Below are 16,632 nucleotides of genomic sequence, written 5' to 3'. Positions count from 1 at the left end.
ACACTGCTGAGACAACCTGACTGAACGCAAGGAACAACATGACGTACGAAGTGCTCGAACAGATCAACGCGATGGCCGACGACATCTTCGCCGAAGGCATCGAGGCCGAGCGGATCGGCCGGGTGGCCGACGACACCGCCAAGAAGATGAAGGCAATCGGTTCCATCCGCATGCTCCAACCCAAGGAACACGGCGGAATGGAGGCGCATCCTYGCGAGTTCGCCGAGACCGTGATGCGCATGGCTTCGCTCAATCCCTCGGCCGGCTGGGTACACGGGATCGTCGGAGTTCACCCGTGGCAGCTCGCGTTCGCCGATCCCAAGGTGCAGCAGGAGATCTGGGGATCGGATCCCGACACCTGGATGGCATCGCCGTACATGCCCGGCGGAATGTGTATCCCCACCGACGGCGGCTACAAGTTCTCCGGCCGCTGGCAGTTCTCTTCCGGCACCGACCATTGCGACTGGGCTTTCCTCGGCGCGATGGCGTGCGACAAGGACGGCAACATGGAGATGCCGCCGCGCATGCTCCATGTGATCATTCCGCGCACCGACTACGAGATCATCGAAGACTCGTGGGATGTCATGGGACTTCGCGGCACCGGCTCCAAGGACCTCGTGGTCAAGGATGCGTACGTCCCCGATTACCGCGTCATGGACTGCGACGAGGTCATCGACGGAACGGCGGTGCGCAAGTACGGGCGCACCGAGACGCTGTACCTGATGCCGTGGTCGAACATGTTCCCCCTCGGTATCACCGCCGCCACCATCGGCATCTGCGAGGGAATGCTCTTCCACGCCAACGAGTACCAGGCCGATCGCATCAACGCACAGGGCACGGCAGTCAAGGACGACCCGTACACCTTGTTCGCCATCGGTCAGGCAACTGCCGACATCCGGGCGGCCCGCGACACTCTGCTGGCCAACGTCGACCGCATGTGGGATCGAGTGGATGCCGGCAAGGAAGTCACCTTCGAGCAGCGCGCCGAGGGACGTCAGACTCAGGTGCAGGCAGCGTGGCGCGCAATCAACGCGATCGATCAGGTCTACCCGCGCTGCGGCGGCAACGCACTGCGGATGGACAAGCCGCTTCAGCGATTCTGGCGCGACGCCCACGCGGGACAGCACCACGCAATTCACGTGCCGGGCACTGTATTCCACGCCGCCTCGCTGAGCCGTCTCGGCGCAGATCCGCAGGGTCCGCTGCGGGCGATGATCTGATCAGACTTCGACACAAGAAATCGACAGGAACAGAACACGATGACACACACTGACATCAAGGGACTTGGCTACGTCAAGATCTCGACCAACGACATGGCACGTTGGCGCACTTTCGCTTTCGATGTTCTCGGATTCGCCAAGGGCAGTGGGCCGGACGAGAACGCTCTCTACCTACGACTCGACGAGCGTGCTGCTCGCATCGTCGTCGTCGAGGGTGAGCGCGACGAGATCGTCAACATCGGTTGGGAGGTCGCCGATCACGCCGCACTGCGCCGCGTTCAGGAGGCCCTCGAAAAGAACGGCACCGAGGTGGAGCAGCTTTCGCTCGCCGAAGCGGATGCTCGACGGGTCGAAGAGGTCATCGCCTTCACCGATCCCGGTGGAGCAGCCATCGAGGTCTTCCACGGCGCGATCCTCGACCACAGCCCCGTGGTGACGCCCTTCGGCGCTCGATTCGTCACCGGCGCACAGGGTCTCGGCCACGTCGTGCTCCCGGTGATGGACAGTGCTGCGAGCTTCGACTTCTACACCGAGGTGCTCGGCTTCTACCCGCGCGGCGCCTTCCGCCTGCCGGCCCCGCCCGAATTCGGGCCGCTGCGAATCCGTTTCATGGGCGTCAACGAGCGTCACCACAGCTTGGCCCTGTGCCCGGCACCGCACGGCGGCGCACCCGGCCTGATTCACATCATGGTCGAGGTCGACACCCTCGACGCCGTCGGCCAGGCTCTCGACCGAGTGATGAAGGACGGATTCTCCGTGTCGTCGACCCTGGGTCGCCACACCAACGACAAGATGATCTCCTTCTACGTCCGCGCACCCGGCGGCTGGGACATCGAGTTCGGCACCGAGGGCGCGAAGGTGGATCAGGACTCGTACTCCTCCGAGGAGATCACCGCTGACAGCTACTGGGGCCACGACTGGTCCGGAAGCGAACCGCTGGCAGCTATGTAGTACCTGCCGGTGACGATGTAGTACCCGCCGGTAGCAAACAGACGAAGGGGCTTGCGCGAGCATTCGCGCAAGCCCCGTCGTCGTTTCCACCGTGACGCGCCCGAAAACAGACCGGTGATCCACTTCACAAATCCACAACTCTATGACACTATTTCTAATTGAAATAGCCAGTTCACTGGTTGTGGAGCTCTAAGAGAAGTGAGGTACACGATGACACTGCAGGCTGTGGATGCTTTAGGCGCCGATTCGGCCCCGACAGCAATTCTCGATCGCGTCTCGCTGGTTCTCGACGCCTTCGACGGTCCCGGCAGGTTGACGCTCGCTCAGGTCGTTCGGAGCACGGGCTTGCCGCGCTCGTCTGCCCACCGCATGCTCGAACGTCTCGTCTCGATGCGTTGGCTGCGCCGCGACGGCCGCGACTACGAACTCGGTATGCGCCTCGTCGAACTGGGATCGCTCGCGGTTCATCAAGACCGCCTCCACGCTGCAGCCATGCCGCTCCTCCACGAGCTCTACCGCGTTACCGGCTTCGTGGTTCACCTCGGCATCCTCGACGGGCCCGATGTGGTCTACATGGAGAAGATCGGCGGACGCCTCGCTGCCGCGGTGCCGACGCGTGTCGGTGGTCGACGCCGGGCCGAGACCACTGCGATCGGTCAGGCACTGCTTGCATTCGGTTCGCCGAAGTCCTCGGGCTACGCACTGCCCCACCTCGCCAGGATTCGCGAATCAGGGGTGGCATTCGAAACCGGAAACGGCCTACCGGGATTCAGCTGTCTTGCGGCACCGATCGGCCCCATCGGCCGCGCTGTTGCCGCGGTATCCATCTGCGCGCCGTCGAAGGCTCTCCGACTCGACCACGTCAGCGCAGCGCCGGTTCGGATGGCGGCCGCTGCCATTTGGCGTGGCATCGACGGCGGATCGCTGAGCGTCACTCCGACGTTGCAGCGTCGTCACCTGCTGCGCAACATGCCGACCGCAGCCGGGGCCTGACTCAGATATTCGAGCCGTTGCCGGTGAGACCGGCTTGCTCGAGCGCCAACACGTACTCCTCGACGTTCTTCCATCTGCCAGGCGTCGAGGGCAACGGCGATCCCAGTCGGTCGTGCTCGGCGACGTTCGCGAACTCGGCGGACGCACGATCGATGTCTTCGAGTAGTTCGCGAGCAAGTTCGATCTCGGCTCGGAAGTACCGTTCCGACCATCGCAACGTCATGACCGGGAACGACCAGGCCGGCTCGTTCTCGGCATGATCTGCGTGGAGTTTCGCGCGTCGAATCTGCTCTTCGACGTTGGCGATATGGGCTTCGACCAGTGCCTTCAGTCGCTCGGGTTCGTTGAGGTGTCCCATCCACAGACGCAACATGACGCCGTGCTTGAGCACCGGGACTTCCACCGGCGCCTCCCGTGACCACGTCCGGACGGCGTCGGTTCCTGATTGGGTGATCGAGTAGAGGCGCTTGCCCCGCACCCCGGGCTCGGAAACGACCCGGGACTCCACGAATCCGATGCTTTCGAGCTTCTTCAGCTCTGCGTAGACCTGGCTGATGGACGGGCTCCAGTAGAAGAAGCCGACACTCCAGTCGGCCCACTTCTTCAAATCGTTTCCGGTCAGTTCCTCCCCGAACGTCAGCATCCCGAGCACTGCCCAGCTGGTAGCGGGAAGTCCTCGGGACACGTCATCAGGTTCGGACATGCCCGAAGTCTAACAATCACTGGTGATTTGCTGGTTTCGTAGAATCCGAACGGACCGCTGAGCGGGATCAAATTTGCCCGAGACCCCTCCACCTGACACTCGGTCGGTCCGAACCCGTGGCGAGAAGCCATTGCTGCCATTGAGTGGGACTGCCGCTGGATTACGACCGCGGCGCCACACATCGTTGCTTCTGAAGCTGTTTGCAGAGTTTTGAACAGAGATTTGAACAAGGAGACGACATGACCGTGGAAAACGCCGAGCCGCCAGTTCTGGACGGACGCACACTTCGCAACGTGATGAGCAATTTCTGCACTGGCGTCACCGTCATCACCGCTCACGATGGAGACTCACCCCTCGGCTTCACCTGCCAGTCTCTGGTCTCGGTATCGCTCGATCCCCCGTTGCTTTCGTTCTGCCCGGCGAAGACGTCGACAAGTTGGCCGAAGCTTCGCGAATCCGGAACTCTCTGCATCAATGTTCTCGCCCACGATCAGCAGGACATGTGTTCGGCGTTCGCTCGCGGCGGGACCGACAAGTTCCTCGGCGTCGAGTGGGACGCGGCCGGCAACGGTGCTCCGGCGCTCAGCGGCGCACTCGCTCGCATCGAGGCCACCGTCGAGCAGGAGCACGACGCCGGTGATCACACCATCGTCGTCGCACGAATCACCGATCTGAACGTGCTGCGCCACGATGGTCCGCTTCTGTTCTACCGCGGCGGCTTCGGACGCTTCGACGCCTGAATTTCTTGCGGGCCGTCCCGCTGCGTGGGAGATTGCGACGCCGAATCGAGACGGCACCGATAGCGTCCGAAGTAGTTGTCAGACCCTGAACTTCTCGACTGATCGGACTAACTCGATGACCACTCTCGAACCAGACACCACGGCCGCGATCACGGCGACGGTTACCACCTACCTCGACGCCGTGGCTCGCGGATCGTCAGCGGACATCGCCGCCCTCTACGCCGAGAACGCGACACTCGAAGACCCGGTCGGCAGCGAACCCCGTGTCGGCAAAGCGGCGATCACCGAGTTCTACGGCGCTCTCGAGGGCGGTTCGCAAGAGACGGAGCTTCTCACCTTGCGGGTGAGCGGATCCAGCGCGGCCTTCCACTTCCGCGTCGTCACACCGGTGGGCGATCAGGTCTACGAGGTCGAACCGATCGACGTCATGACTTTCGACGCGGACGCCAAGATCACGAGCATGCGCGCGTTCTGGTCACCGGCCGATCTGATTGCACGCTGATGCGTCAGGTCAGCTGTCGGAACTGCGGAAACCGCGTTCTGGTCGAGAAATACAGCGAAGCGCACACCAGCGTTCAATGGCTCGAAGAGTCGCAAGTGGTGTGCCCGGAACTGGGGCGTGAGAACGGTCGAGCCAACGCTCAGCGGACGTGTGGCGCTCTGCGTCAGACGATCAACGACCTTGCCGACGCCGGTGAGCTGGAGATGAGCCTGCGCAGCTACCCGGTGCCGGGCAAGCTGTCCTGAACGCTTTCGCGTAGGACTTCGGCGAACGTGCGCGCCGATTCCAAGTCGTCGGCGTTCGGCCGCCCCTTGCGGATACCTCCGAACGGCTTGAACGGAAAATACGTATCCCACGCGCGGGACGAGAAGGCTGCGACCACATCGAAGCCCTTCTGCTCGAGCAGCTGAACCAGTGGACGCGAGAAGCGATGAATCCCCTTGTCGGGAAAACCACTGGTGGCGAAGACAAAAGCCTTGGATCGCCGTTCTTCGGGGAGTGCCTCGACGAACGAGCGTAGATCTTCGTGGTACGAGCGTAGGTAGATGCCGGAGCCGAAGCCCACGAGGTCGTAGTCAGCGAGCTGCGCGGCGTCGATGTCACCGGGCTCGACCACGCGAGCATCGAGAACTTCTCCGATGACGTCGGCGATACGCTTCGTATTGCCATGGGAGACAGAGGTACACACGATGATTGCCTTCATCGACTGCCTTCTTTCGTCGCTGTGTGTGGGACGCCATCTACGTTCTCGCGCAGGTAGATCCAGGTGATGAATCCCCCGCAGATTGCAAAAATCACGGCGACAACCGAATATGCGTCGAGCGGAAACCCAGTCCAGATCAAGCCTGCAACAAGGACCATCGCACCAACAGCCAGACCTGCCGATACTTCCTTGGACATTCGCATCCCTCCCCTGGTTCATCACTGACAATTCCAGGATAGAGGTACCAGCGAAGCTACGGACAGCCGTGACGGTGGGGAATGATGCCCGTATGTCAGCACGATTGAAAGGACGTAGGCGCGCGGTCAACGCTTTGCTCGTCGACGTCGAACGATGGGCCGATGAATACGACGGAGTCAAGGCTCTAGCGCTGGTCGGGTCCTACGCGCGCGGAGCGGAGCGTATGGCGAGTGATCTTGACCTGATGATCCTGGCCGACGACGCGAACGCGCTCGCAAATGAAGACTGGTTCGTGCGGCTCCGCCCCGACGCGCGATTCATCAGAGCCGCAAACTGGGGGCCAGTTCGAGAACGACGCTTCCGCCTACGGTCCGGCCTCCTCGTCGAGCTGAATTTCGCGAGCGAGAGCTGGGCGGACGTTCCGCTCGACGCGGGCACTCGACGTGTTCTCGAAGACGGTCACCGAATCCTGTACGACACGGGGCCTCTTCGTGTCGCTGCGAGTGCTGTAGGAATTGATCGATGAGCACCGCGTCGGTCTTCGAAACCTTAGCCGCCGAAATATCCGCGTTGCGCGGCTCGCCTCTCGTCGCGATCGACGGTGTCGATGGGAGCGGCAAGACGACATTCGCGAAAAGCCTTACAGCGCAGCTGAATGCACGCAAAGCCATCGTGATTCACGTCGACGACTTTCTGAATCCGCCGGAGATTCGTCATCGTAGAGGTCGGCAATCACCGGAAGGCTTCTGGCTCGACAGCTACGACTACGACGCGCTCGAACGACATGTTCTCGATCCGTTGGGGCCGGGCGGGAGCAGAAGGTACCGACAACGGCGGGACAGCGACGCGTACCTGCATGCAGCCGATGGAGCGATAGTCCTTGTCGAAGGACTCTTCCTGCATCGAGACGAACTCGCCGAACGATGGGACTATTCGATCTTTCTCGACGTGCCCTTCGAGGAGACCGCGCGGCGAATGAACCTTCGCGACGGAACGAACGCGGATCCGGATCATCCTTCGATGAACAGATATGTGGGCGGGCAACGGCTTTACTTCGCCGCTGCAAAACCCTGGACCCGAGCCGACTGCGTCATCGACAACTCCGACCCGGGCATGCCGCGCATCCACTCCTGATATCGCGTCGAGATCGCGAGCGATACTCGTATTCCGCCATCCCTCCCTGCCTGGGAATTCTCCCGAACGGTCGCGAGAAGTCGCGTAGGGTTTCTCAATGACGTCACCAACTGCCTCCCGCATCAGAACTCTGAACTGGATCGCATTCGGGATCGGGATTCTGCTGACTGCCCTCGCAATTTACGATCTCGTTCAAGGCGAGCGTTCAACCAGTGTATGGATCGCCGTTGTGTGTTGGCCGATTGTCGCAACACTCAGTGCGGTCCAGCTATTCAAGTCGAGACCCAACAGCTGAGTACCTGATGGGCACCCACTGATCCTCAGGGAATGTCCGGAACAGGCCTTCTCTCGCTCACCGGGAAGGCACGTATGAGGCGCCACCATCCGACCATAGCTTTGTGACATGGACAACAACGTCGATGTCATTGTCATCGGATCGGGCGCTGCCGGATCCGCCGCAGCACTCCAAGCACACGCTGACGGCGCGTCGGTGGTGATTCTGGAGAAGAGTGGACGCGATACCGCGGGCGGCAACACTCGACTGTCCGGCAGTGGATGGTTCGTCAACCAGGACCCTGCCGCCGCCCGCACCTTCCTGCGTTCGTTGAACGGAACGTTCACCGTTGCCGACGACGTCATCGACGCCTGGGCAGAGAATACGCAAGGACTGTCCGACTGGCTCCGCAGTCTGGGTGCAACTGTAGCGATGACCGGCGATTTCCATTCCACGGCGGAGTACGGCGAACTCGACGGAAGTTCTTGTTACGCAGGGATGGATACCATCGAAGGGAAGATGGGCAATGAACTTCTCTACCGCTTCCTCGTTTCCGCTCTCGCTGAACGCGGCATCACAACTCTTTTCGACACCGAAGCCACCAGACTCTTGACGGATGAATCCGGATCGGTGACCGGAGTCGAGATCCGTTCGGGTGAACAAACTTCGCAGATCCATGCGCGCCGAGGTGTCATCCTTGCCACCGGAGGTTTCGAAGCAAATCCGGCCATGGTGCGCGATTACCTACGCCTGGAGAATCCGAAGATCTGGGGCTCACCTTCGGCAACAGGCGACGGCCACCTGATGGCACAGGCAGTGGGCGCGGATCTGTGGCACATGAACAACATGATGACCATTACGGGAATCCCCGGCGACCTCGAAAATCCGACTGGATTCTTCCTCGCACTGTGGAACGCGCACAACTATGTGTTCCTCACCCGGGAAGGTCGACGCTTCACCGACGAGTCAGCCGAAATGCGGCACGGTCATGTGTTCAGAGAGGGTTCCTACCAACACTTTCCGGTGCAACCGATGAACATTGTGTTCGACGAGACGATGAGGTTGGCCGGGCAGCTGAGCCCCGGTCGCGACGCACTGCCCGTCGGACACATGGTCCTCGACGAAGGATACGAGTGGAGTTCGGACAATCAAGCCGAGATCGACAAGGGTTGGATCGTCAAAGCGGACACGCTTGCCGAACTCGCCGGGAAGCTCGGCTTGGACCCCACCGTCGTGGAAACAAGTGTGCACCGCTACAACGAGGCGTGCGCGGACGGCGTAGACCATTCCTTCGGCCGCAACCCGGAAACTTTGGCCCCGGTGGCAACCGCTCCGTTCTACGCCGTCTCCGGGCCGCCACTGCTGGGATGGAGTAGCGGTGGGCCGCGCCGCGACGGTCATTCCCGCGTCCTCGACACCGCCGGTAGCCCGATTCCGGGGCTGTATGCGGCGGGCGCAGTGAGTTCCACCTACAGCGCGGCGAAGGACGGTGGATTCCATATTGCCGACGCCTTCGCGTTCGGTCGTGTTGCCGGCGCCCATGCTGCCGCGCGTAAAGCTTGATATCGCCGGCCTTTCGACTGACTAGCCACGCACAATTACGTGGCTGGTCAGTTGTGGTCGATCGTCACTCAGATGGACCCTCTGCGCCGGATGAAACCGAGATTCGTAGCGGGACGCTATCGCCTCGGCGGAACCGTAATAGCTCACATCTCGCGGGCGTACCTTCGCACGCCGCAAGGACTCGTCGAAGCTGGCTTCAACCCAGATGCGTAGGTCGAACTGATCTCGCATCAGTCCGCGAAAAAGCAGCACTCCCTCGACGATTACAATGGCGCGATCCGGGACTCGGGGCTTCGATACCACCGATACGTCTGTCTCCGGATCAGTCGAGACGTAGGAAATTTCGGTAACTTCGGCCGACCGCAGCGGCACCATCACACGGCTACTCAGGTTCGAATAGTCGTACGCATCCTCGAGATACCCACGCACCGTGTCAGGATTTTTGTTCCGGATCGCTTTCGCAGTCGAGAACTCGTCGCCACGGATCATGATCACGTCATGGCCCGACGTCGAGATCCCGTCAGCCAACTCGTCTGCGATCGTCGATTTTCCGGATGCCTCGATTCCTGAAATCCCGACGATAGTGCGTCCGAGGCGATCTTCGTGGCAGCGTACGACGTGTTCGACGAGAGAACCCGAATCATCTGCCCCGAAGGTTGTCTGTCGCTTCACACCCGAGCGGCCTTGACCTCGTCGAAGAACGCGACGACGGCGGCTTCGTTCTCCGGCGGAACGGTGAGCGATGCCCGTGGACCCGCTACCGCGATGGAGTCGTCGGCGAGCCGGTTTCCAATGGTGAGCTTCAATCCCGATTTCGACGGTTTCGCCTTCACTGCAATGTGTTCGACATGCCAGCGAGCCACTTCGCTCGTGCTCGCGGCGGTGCGGTCGAAGACCTCCACCGTGCGGTGGTCGAGGACCATGACGATGTTGGTCCCGACGGTGACTTCCAGATAGCGTCGTTCCGCCACGGTGTGCGCCTTTCGGTTAGGTGAAACCGACGCTACACACCGTGGCGGAACCCAGCGCGACAAACCTCAGCTATTCAAAACTTCAGCGGGACGAACTCCCCGCATCCACCGGCAGGGCGACCGACGTGATGTAGCGGGCCTCGTCGGAGGCCAGGAACAGTGCCGCATTCGCTACGTCCACCGGTTCGATCCACGGAATGGCAAGCATGTTCATCGTCATCGCCGCCGCAGCGAATTCCTCGCGCGTCGGGTTCTCGAGATCGGGGCGGAACTTGCCGCGCACCAACGGGTTCTGAATCATCGGGGTGTCGACGTTGGTGGGATGGACAGTGTTGACCCGCACGTTGCCCGGAGCCAATTCCTTTGCCAGCGAACGCATCAGACCAACGACTCCATGCTTGGCTGCGGTGTAGTGCGCAACTCCGACCAGCCCCCGCAATCCGGCGATGGAGCTGGTGAGTGTCATCGATCCCCCACCTCGCGCGATCAAGTGCGGCGCCGCAACCGTCGTGGTGTGCCACACCCCGGTCAGGTTCACGTCCAACATGGTCTGCCACATCGTTTCCGACATCGTCAGAGCCCCGTCGGAGGACGTGATACCAGCTGTAGCGCACACGATGTCGAGTCCACCGAGCGCTTCGACCCCCGAGTCCACCGCGCTGCGTAGCGCCTCGAGATCCCGAACGTCCACTACCGCAGATTCGACCTTTCGCCCCAGTGCCTCGATCTGGGCTACCGTCTCGGCGAGATCGGATTCCGACGCGGGCGGGGTGACTGTCGTTTCCACCGACGCGCACACGTCGATCGCGATGATGTCCGCACCTTCTTCGGCGAATCGCACGGCCTGAGCCCGGCCGATTCCTCGTGCCGCACCCGTGATCAGCGCGACCTTGCCTTCCAATCGAGAAGTCATCAATTCACACTTTCTGGGTCAGGCCAGCGTCGACCACCAACTGACAGCCGGTCATGAAGCGGGACTCCGCGGATGCGAGAAACAGGACGGCATTGCTGACATCCACCGGATCGACCCAGGGAACAGGTAACAGGTTGCGTGCGCTCAGTACTGCAGCGGCGTCTGCTTCCGTGGGATTCTCGATGTCCGGGCACAGGTTCGCGAACACTCGCTCGTTGATGATCATCGGGGTACGTACCGAACCCGGATGCACGGAGTTGACGCGAATACCCTCCGCGCCCAACTCGTTGGCCAGCGTTCTGGCCAGGCCCACCACGGCGTGCTTGGCGGCGCTGTAATGACTCGCTCCGGCAATACCTTTGATTCCCGCTGTCGAGCTGACCAGAACGACCGATCCACCGTCGCCGAAGTGCGGAACACAGGCCTTGACGGTGTGCCACGCCCCGGTCAGATTGACGTCGAGCGAGCGGTTCCACACCGCAGGATCGACGGTCCACGACGGTCCCGGCGTGTCGTACACGCCCGCATTCGCGACGACGACGTCCAACCCGCCGAGCTCGGCGACACAATCGGCGACTACCGCGGCGAGATCTTCGAAGTCACGAATGTCCGCGACGCCGGTGACCGCCACGCCTCCACGCTCGCGTACCGCCTGGGCGGTCTCCTCCAGCTCGGACTTTGCCTGCACGACATCCAACGCGATCACGGACGCGCCTTCGTCGGCGAGACGCTCGCAGTGTGAGCGGCCCATCCCGCCGGCCGCACCTGTCACGAGTACACGAAGACCCTCGAGGCGACTCATGCGTGCACCGCACTGTTCAGTTCGAAGCCTCGGTATCCCGCGGCTGCCACGTCTGCACAGATGTCGGAGTAGACACCGAATCCTCCGATGAATGGCATGAATATCCTCGGCTTTCCCGGAATGTTGGCTCCCATGTACCAGGAGTTCGCGGATGGAAACAGCGTCGCCGACGCCCGGCGTGAGCATTCGTCGAGCCAGTTGTCCACGGCTTCGGCACTCGGTTCGATGGTGTCGATGCCCGCCGAATCGAGGTGGTTGATCGCGCCCGCGATCCAGTCCACGTGCTGCTCGGCAGCGAGAATCATGTTGGACAGCACACTCGGGCTACCCGGCCCGGTGACGATGAACAGGTTGGGGAACCCGTGTACTCCGAGGCCTAGATACGTCCTTGGACCCGCAGTCCAGTTCTCGCGCAACGTCTCGCCATTGCGGCCGCGGATCTCGATGCGATCGAGCGCTCCCGTCATCGCGTCGAACCCGGTGGCAAACACCAGCGCATCCAGTTCGTAGTGCGCATCGGCCGTCTTGATTCCAGTCTCGTCGATCGCCTCGATCGGTGCGGACTTGAGATTCACCAGGCTGACGTTGTCACGGTTGTAGCTCTGGTAGTAGTTCGTATCCGTGACTATCCGCTTGGTTCCGATGGGGTGGTCGTTCGGAATGAGCAGGTCGGCGATCGCCTGATCCTGGACTTCCGAGCGGATCTTGCGTTCGGCAAACGCTGCCGCTGTCCCGTTGGCCTCGATGTTGCTCGTCTGGTCTGCGAAGGTCTTGGCGAACAGGACACCGCCGAGCTTCCACCGCTCCTCGTATGCCGCGTTTCTCTCGGCCTCCGAGACCTCGAGGGCGCTGCGAGGATCCGAAACGAACGGCGATCCGCCGCCACTGCGCTTGGACAGCGCTCGACGCTTTGCGTAGCCGGCCTTGATCTCGGCGCGGCGCTTGTCATCGAGAGGCGTGTTTCCTGCCGGCACACTGTAATTCGCGGACCGCTGGAACACGTAGAGATGATCGGCCTGCTCGGCGATCAGCGGAATGGACTGGATGCCCGAAGATCCGGTACCGATCACGCCGACTCGTTTGCCGGTGAAGTCGACGCCCTCGTGCGGCCAGAAACCGGTGTGGAACACATCGCCACCGAAGGTCTCACGGCCCGCAATGTTCGGAACGTTTGCGGTCGAGAGGCTGCCCGTGGCGCACACGACGAAGCGTGAGGTGACGTCGTGACCGCCGTCGGTCTGTACTCGCCACGTGGCAGTACCCTCGTCGAACTGTGCGCTCAGAACGCGTGTGTCGAAGGTGAAGCCAGTGCGTAGGTCGAAGCGATCAGCCACGTGATCGAGGTACGAGAGGATCTCCGGTTGCGCGGCGTACTTCTCGCTCCAGTCCCAATCCTGTTGCAGCTCTTCGGAGAACGAGTAGGAGTAGTCGAAACTCTCGACGTCACAGCGTGCGCCGGGGTAGCGGTTGAAATACCACGTGCCGCCCACTCCGGAGCCCGCCTCGAAGCCGTGGACACGCAGCCCCTGCTCGCGAAGTCGGTGCATGGCGTACATGCCAGCGACGCCGGCGCCGATGACTACGACGTCGAGTGGTGCGGTGGAGAAGTCAGGATCGGTCATGGTGGTCACGCTACGAGTGGACTGGTTGGTAGAGGAACGGGTTCTCCCGCTGGGTGGGCGGAGCCTCCACCCCATGACACTGGGTGGGCTACGGCAGTGGAGAGCGTTGGTGTCCACCGATCGGGGGACACCGATGTCATCCAGCACTCGGACCCGTAGGTGGACAGACCCGAAGGGATTTCGGGGCCATAGTTGTCTCATCACCGAAACACACGGTCACCGAGACCGACAAATCGAGGAGAAACATCATGGCTACCAACACAATTCGACCCGAAGCAATTTCCTTCTCCGGCCTCAGCATGGCAGCTCTGGTCGCCCGCGCCGCCGGGGCGAACGCGGTGAAGTCGATAACCGACACTTCCGTCACGACGGCGATGATCAGCAATTCGGGCTTCGGGGCCCTGTATCTGGTCGACGCATCCAATCCGAACGGTGACTGGATCGTCCCGCCGGCCGACTACATCCTGCCGAACATGAACGTCAACGTGGTCGCCACGAGCAAGAATCAGAACGACTTTCCCGTCGTGCTGACGTACCGCTCCGACGACGGTGGAGTGTTTGTCTTCAGCGCCACCAACTCGAAGACCAGGGCAGATGCCGGCGGAACGTACGCCCCCGACGGCCACGACGTCACGGTGACGATGACCTCGGGTTACCCGGCCATGAACGTCACGTACGTACTGCGGTGACTCCCGTTCACTCCAACAGACCCTGCCGCATCGCGGCGGCGACGGCGGCGCCTCGATCGTTGACTCCGAGTTTCTCGTAGAGGCGCTGCACGTGGGTTTTGACGGTCGAAGGCGCAAGAAAGAGCTGGGAGGCGATGGTGGGGATACTGGCGCCCTGTGCGATCAATCCGAGAACTTCACGCTCACGGGCGCTGAGAGTCGGGCCGGACGGCTCGCTACGGCGACGCACCTCCCCCACCAGTCCGGCAGCGATGCTGGGCGGCAACACATCTCGGCCCGCGGCGCAGTCGAGCACGGCGCTCACGATCTCGGCCCGGGTGGATTCCTTCGGCAGGAATCCGGCAGCACCCGCCTGCAGAGCCTGATACACGACGGACGATTCGTCGTGAGCACTGAGCAGGAGCACCCTGGTCGGCAACTCGTCTCGAACCACTGCTGCTGCCACCTGGGTCCCGTCCAGGTGCGGCATCCGGAAATCGATCAGCGCCACCTTCGGGCGTAATTCCCGAATCATTGCGAGCGCAGCTGCGCCGTCGTCGGCCTCGCCCAGAACGTCGATGCGGTCACTGCCGGTCAGGGCCCGAACCACGCCCTCACGAAACAACGGGTGATCGTCGCCGACCACCACGGAAACCTTGCCGACCACCGGCTTCGTGCCTTCTCGCATTGCTCACTTTCTCACGCCCGTACCAGCAATGCGAGCACTTGCGCCTCCCCCGATCGGGGGACACGCGATTCAACCCCGCCACGGCCCCGTCGGCGGACATACAGCAGCCCTGATTCGCGACAAGATTGATTCATCGCCGAGAACGGCAACCACACACCAGCCCAGGAGCAGACATCATGCGTACCAACACCACTCGCTTCGTAGCAGTCACCGCGATCGCCCTCGCTCTCGGCGGAACCGCACTGGGAACCGCGGCGGTCGCCAACGCCGGCACCATGCCGACGGACGGCCCGACGGTTGCCATGACCATCACCAACAACACCGACAACCCGATGCTGCTGGACAGCGCGTCCAACCCCTACGGACAGTGGATCAACGGCCCCCGCTCCTACCTGGCTCCGCACACGACCGAAATCGTCACCGCCTACAGCAGCGATCCGCGCGGCATCGGTGTCGACGTCACCTACAACGTGGCCGACGGAGTCCAGACCGTCATGGCGGCCAACAACTACGCCGGCAACCCCACCCTCGACGGGACCCGCATCATCGGTGACCCGACGCACGTCATCCTCACCGACTACATGGCCACCGGCTACCCCACGATGAACGCCTCCTACGACGTCTTCACGCAGAACTGAAACGAGCGTTGAAGCAACCACGAACTTGATCCGCTACGGCCCACGACCCGGTATCCGCATGGATGTCGGGACGTGGTGTGCGCTGACCAGCTCAGACGCGTTCGACCAACACGCAGCGGGCACCACTGAAGATCGTAGGCATGCACTTGTTGCAGTGGATGCACAGTGATTGGGTATCGGATTCGACTGCGATCCGATTGATCAGATCCGGTTCTCTGAGCAGTGCCCGTGCCATGGCGACGAACTCGAACCCTTCCGCCATTGCGGTATCCATGCCCGCCTTGTCCGTGACACCGCCGAGCAGCACGAGCGGCAGCTTCACCGCAGCACGGATCTGCCGAGCCTCTTCCAGCATGAACAGCGGCTTGTACGGATAGGCATGCAACATGCTCTTGCCCACCAACTGCACACCGAGCCGAACAGGCTGCGGCATCGCGGCGGCAAACTCGCGGATCGGCGCATCACCCTTGAACAGGTACATCGGGTTGAGCAGTGAGCTACCCATCGTCAACTCGAGCGCATCGACACTTCCGGATGCCTCGAGCCACTGCGCCACCTGGATTGCTTCGTCCACCCAGAATCCGCCTGGCACACCGTCGTCCATGTTCAGCTTGGCCAAGATCGCGATCTTGTCACCGACGGCGTCGCGCACACTGCGCGCAGTTTCGAGTACGACGCGAGCCCGATTCTCGAGCGATCCGCCGTAAGAATCCTTACGACGGTTCAGTTTCGGGCTCAGGAACGAGCTCGCGAAATAGTTGTGGCCGAAGTGGATCTCGACGGCGTCGAATCCTGCTTCGACGGCAAGTCGCGCAGCGCTCCCGTGCGCCGCCGCAATTCTGGTGATGTCCGCTGTGGTGGCAGTGCGAATCATCCTCATGCTCAACGGATTGAACGAACTCGACGGTGCCAGCGCGGGCAGTCCGGTCGACTTCTGATTCGCGACGGGGCCGGCGTGCCCGAGCTGCGCCGATGCTGCTGCCCCTTCGGCGTGAATGGCATCGGTGAGTCGTCGCAGTCCAGGGAGGGCATCGGGCCGCATCCACAGCTGGCCGTATTCGGTGCGCCCTTCCGGTGCGACGGCGCAATACGCGACGGTGGACATCCCGACTCCGCCGGCTGCCGGGCGGCGATGGAACTCGATCAGCTCGTCGGTGACCAGGGCGTCGGGAGTTTTGCCTTCGAATGTCGCGGACTTGATGATTCGATTTCGCAAGGTCACCGGGCCCAGCTTTGCCGGGGCGAGCACGTCGGGAGCAGTCATCAAGTTTGCCTCTCGCAGGGGTTGTTTGCTGGACGGTAGATCGATGGTCCAGAGCTGGCCAGCCCCCGTGCCACGGAGCGGGAAA

21 protein-coding genes are annotated in these 16,632 nt (G+C 62.2%); 11 read left to right on the top strand and 10 right to left on the bottom strand.

The annotated features are described in order from the left end of the window. Positions 1–38: 38 nt before the first annotated feature. The 3 genes from AC1DWA_RS06165 (at position 39) to AC1DWA_RS06155 (ending at position 3,164) form a co-directional block, all read left to right on the top strand. On the top strand, positions 39–1,220 hold the full coding sequence (locus tag AC1DWA_RS06165) for an acyl-CoA dehydrogenase family protein (RefSeq protein WP_477916521.1): 1,182 nt from the start codon (positions 39–41) through the stop codon (positions 1,218–1,220). Between the two features lie 39 nt (positions 1,221–1,259). Then, positions 1,260–2,171, top strand: a complete 912-nt coding sequence (gene bphC, locus AC1DWA_RS06160) for a biphenyl-2,3-diol 1,2-dioxygenase (protein WP_029254739.1) — start codon at positions 1,260–1,262, stop codon at positions 2,169–2,171. 210 nt (positions 2,172–2,381) lie between these two features. Continuing rightward, positions 2,382–3,164: an IclR family transcriptional regulator gene (locus tag AC1DWA_RS06155; RefSeq protein ID WP_020968790.1), complete on the top strand. Its 783-nt coding sequence runs from the start codon at positions 2,382–2,384 to the stop codon at positions 3,162–3,164. A gap of 1 nt (position 3,165) precedes the next feature. On the opposite strand, the gene AC1DWA_RS06150 is transcribed toward AC1DWA_RS06155, so the two are convergent. After that, the gene (locus AC1DWA_RS06150; protein ID WP_019749414.1) at positions 3,166–3,867 is read right to left on the bottom strand and encodes a PadR family transcriptional regulator; all 702 of its coding nucleotides are present in this window, start codon (positions 3,865–3,867) and stop codon (positions 3,166–3,168) included. A gap of 239 nt (positions 3,868–4,106) precedes the next feature. Between AC1DWA_RS06150 and AC1DWA_RS06145 the strand changes: the two genes are divergently transcribed. The 3 genes from AC1DWA_RS06145 (at position 4,107) to AC1DWA_RS06135 (ending at position 5,354) form a co-directional block, all read left to right on the top strand. After that, complete coding sequence (locus AC1DWA_RS06145) at positions 4,107–4,607, top strand: flavin reductase family protein (RefSeq protein ID WP_020906617.1); 501 nt, start codon at positions 4,107–4,109, stop codon at positions 4,605–4,607. Between the two features lie 115 nt (positions 4,608–4,722). After that, positions 4,723–5,109 (top strand): nuclear transport factor 2 family protein, encoded by a 387-nt coding sequence (locus AC1DWA_RS06140; RefSeq protein ID WP_020906616.1) that lies wholly within the window; start codon positions 4,723–4,725, stop codon positions 5,107–5,109. Then, positions 5,109–5,354 carry a hypothetical protein gene (locus tag AC1DWA_RS06135; protein ID WP_020906615.1) on the top strand — a complete coding sequence of 82 codons (246 nt, stop codon included), beginning with the start codon at positions 5,109–5,111 and terminating at the stop codon, positions 5,352–5,354. The genes AC1DWA_RS06140 and AC1DWA_RS06135 overlap by 1 nt, the downstream gene beginning before the upstream one ends. Here the strand turns inward: AC1DWA_RS06135 and AC1DWA_RS06130 are convergent. Both AC1DWA_RS06130 and AC1DWA_RS06125 read right to left on the bottom strand, forming a co-directional pair. Continuing rightward, complete coding sequence (locus tag AC1DWA_RS06130) at positions 5,327–5,812, bottom strand: flavodoxin family protein (RefSeq protein ID WP_047888705.1); 486 nt, start codon at positions 5,810–5,812, stop codon at positions 5,327–5,329. The two genes, AC1DWA_RS06135 and AC1DWA_RS06130, sit on opposite strands and share 28 nt — an antisense overlap. Then, positions 5,809–6,009, bottom strand: coding sequence for a hypothetical protein (locus AC1DWA_RS06125; RefSeq protein WP_021334256.1), 201 nt, complete (start codon positions 6,007–6,009; stop codon positions 5,809–5,811). Before AC1DWA_RS06125 ends, AC1DWA_RS06130 begins: the two co-directional genes overlap by 4 nt. 92 nt (positions 6,010–6,101) lie before the next feature. Here AC1DWA_RS06125 and AC1DWA_RS06120 point away from each other — a divergent pair, with 92 nt between their 5' ends. The 3 genes from AC1DWA_RS06120 (at position 6,102) to AC1DWA_RS06110 (ending at position 8,981) form a co-directional block, all read left to right on the top strand. Continuing rightward, the gene (locus AC1DWA_RS06120; protein WP_037126192.1) at positions 6,102–6,536 is read left to right on the top strand and encodes a nucleotidyltransferase domain-containing protein; all 435 of its coding nucleotides are present in this window, start codon (positions 6,102–6,104) and stop codon (positions 6,534–6,536) included. Then, a complete protein-coding gene (locus tag AC1DWA_RS06115; RefSeq protein ID WP_047888704.1) occupies positions 6,533–7,144 on the top strand; it encodes an AAA family ATPase in 612 nt (203 codons plus the stop codon). Before AC1DWA_RS06120 ends, AC1DWA_RS06115 begins: the two co-directional genes overlap by 4 nt. Before the next feature lie 403 nt (positions 7,145–7,547). Beyond that, positions 7,548–8,981: an FAD-dependent oxidoreductase gene (locus AC1DWA_RS06110; RefSeq protein WP_477845761.1), complete on the top strand. Its 1,434-nt coding sequence runs from the start codon at positions 7,548–7,550 to the stop codon at positions 8,979–8,981. A gap of 21 nt (positions 8,982–9,002) precedes the next feature. On the opposite strand, the gene AC1DWA_RS06105 is transcribed toward AC1DWA_RS06110, so the two are convergent. From AC1DWA_RS06105 to AC1DWA_RS06085, 5 genes are all read right to left on the bottom strand, one after another. After that, positions 9,003–9,653 (bottom strand): nucleoside/nucleotide kinase family protein, encoded by a 651-nt coding sequence (locus AC1DWA_RS06105; protein WP_477845760.1) that lies wholly within the window; start codon positions 9,651–9,653, stop codon positions 9,003–9,005. Further along, on the bottom strand, positions 9,650–9,952 hold the full coding sequence (locus tag AC1DWA_RS06100) for a hypothetical protein (RefSeq protein WP_113682298.1): 303 nt from the start codon (positions 9,950–9,952) through the stop codon (positions 9,650–9,652). Before AC1DWA_RS06100 ends, AC1DWA_RS06105 begins: the two co-directional genes overlap by 4 nt. Positions 9,953–10,034: 82 nt before the next feature. Further along, the gene (locus tag AC1DWA_RS06095) at positions 10,035–10,865 is read right to left on the bottom strand and encodes a mycofactocin-coupled SDR family oxidoreductase (RefSeq protein WP_477845759.1); all 831 of its coding nucleotides are present in this window, start codon (positions 10,863–10,865) and stop codon (positions 10,035–10,037) included. A gap of 4 nt (positions 10,866–10,869) precedes the next feature. After that, on the bottom strand, positions 10,870–11,667 hold the full coding sequence (locus AC1DWA_RS06090) for a mycofactocin-coupled SDR family oxidoreductase (RefSeq protein WP_477845758.1): 798 nt from the start codon (positions 11,665–11,667) through the stop codon (positions 10,870–10,872). Continuing rightward, positions 11,664–13,289 carry a flavin-containing monooxygenase gene (locus AC1DWA_RS06085; RefSeq protein WP_477845757.1) on the bottom strand — a complete coding sequence of 542 codons (1,626 nt, stop codon included), beginning with the start codon at positions 13,287–13,289 and terminating at the stop codon, positions 11,664–11,666. Before AC1DWA_RS06085 ends, AC1DWA_RS06090 begins: the two co-directional genes overlap by 4 nt. A 248-nt stretch (positions 13,290–13,537) precedes the next feature. Here AC1DWA_RS06085 and AC1DWA_RS06080 point away from each other — a divergent pair, with 248 nt between their 5' ends. Next, on the top strand, positions 13,538–13,978 hold the full coding sequence (locus AC1DWA_RS06080) for a hypothetical protein (protein WP_019749394.1): 441 nt from the start codon (positions 13,538–13,540) through the stop codon (positions 13,976–13,978). Positions 13,979–13,985: 7 nt separating this feature from the next. Here AC1DWA_RS06080 and AC1DWA_RS06075 read toward each other — a convergent pair whose 3' ends face one another. Further along, positions 13,986–14,645 carry a response regulator gene (locus tag AC1DWA_RS06075; RefSeq protein WP_019749393.1) on the bottom strand — a complete coding sequence of 220 codons (660 nt, stop codon included), beginning with the start codon at positions 14,643–14,645 and terminating at the stop codon, positions 13,986–13,988. Positions 14,646–14,821: 176 nt separating this feature from the next. Here AC1DWA_RS06075 and AC1DWA_RS06070 point away from each other — a divergent pair, with 176 nt between their 5' ends. Then, positions 14,822–15,283 carry a hypothetical protein gene (locus tag AC1DWA_RS06070; protein WP_019749392.1) on the top strand — a complete coding sequence of 154 codons (462 nt, stop codon included), beginning with the start codon at positions 14,822–14,824 and terminating at the stop codon, positions 15,281–15,283. Between the two features lie 91 nt (positions 15,284–15,374). On the opposite strand, the gene AC1DWA_RS06065 is transcribed toward AC1DWA_RS06070, so the two are convergent. Then, on the bottom strand, positions 15,375–16,550 hold the full coding sequence (locus tag AC1DWA_RS06065; RefSeq protein WP_283569060.1) for an NADH:flavin oxidoreductase: 1,176 nt from the start codon (positions 16,548–16,550) through the stop codon (positions 15,375–15,377). Between the last annotated feature and the right edge of the window lie 82 nt (positions 16,551–16,632).

The organism is Rhodococcus sp. P4_F3_2, assembly GCF_056401335.1.
The sequence above is the reverse complement of the archived record's forward strand: the minus strand, read 5'-3'. Positions and strand labels throughout refer to the sequence as shown.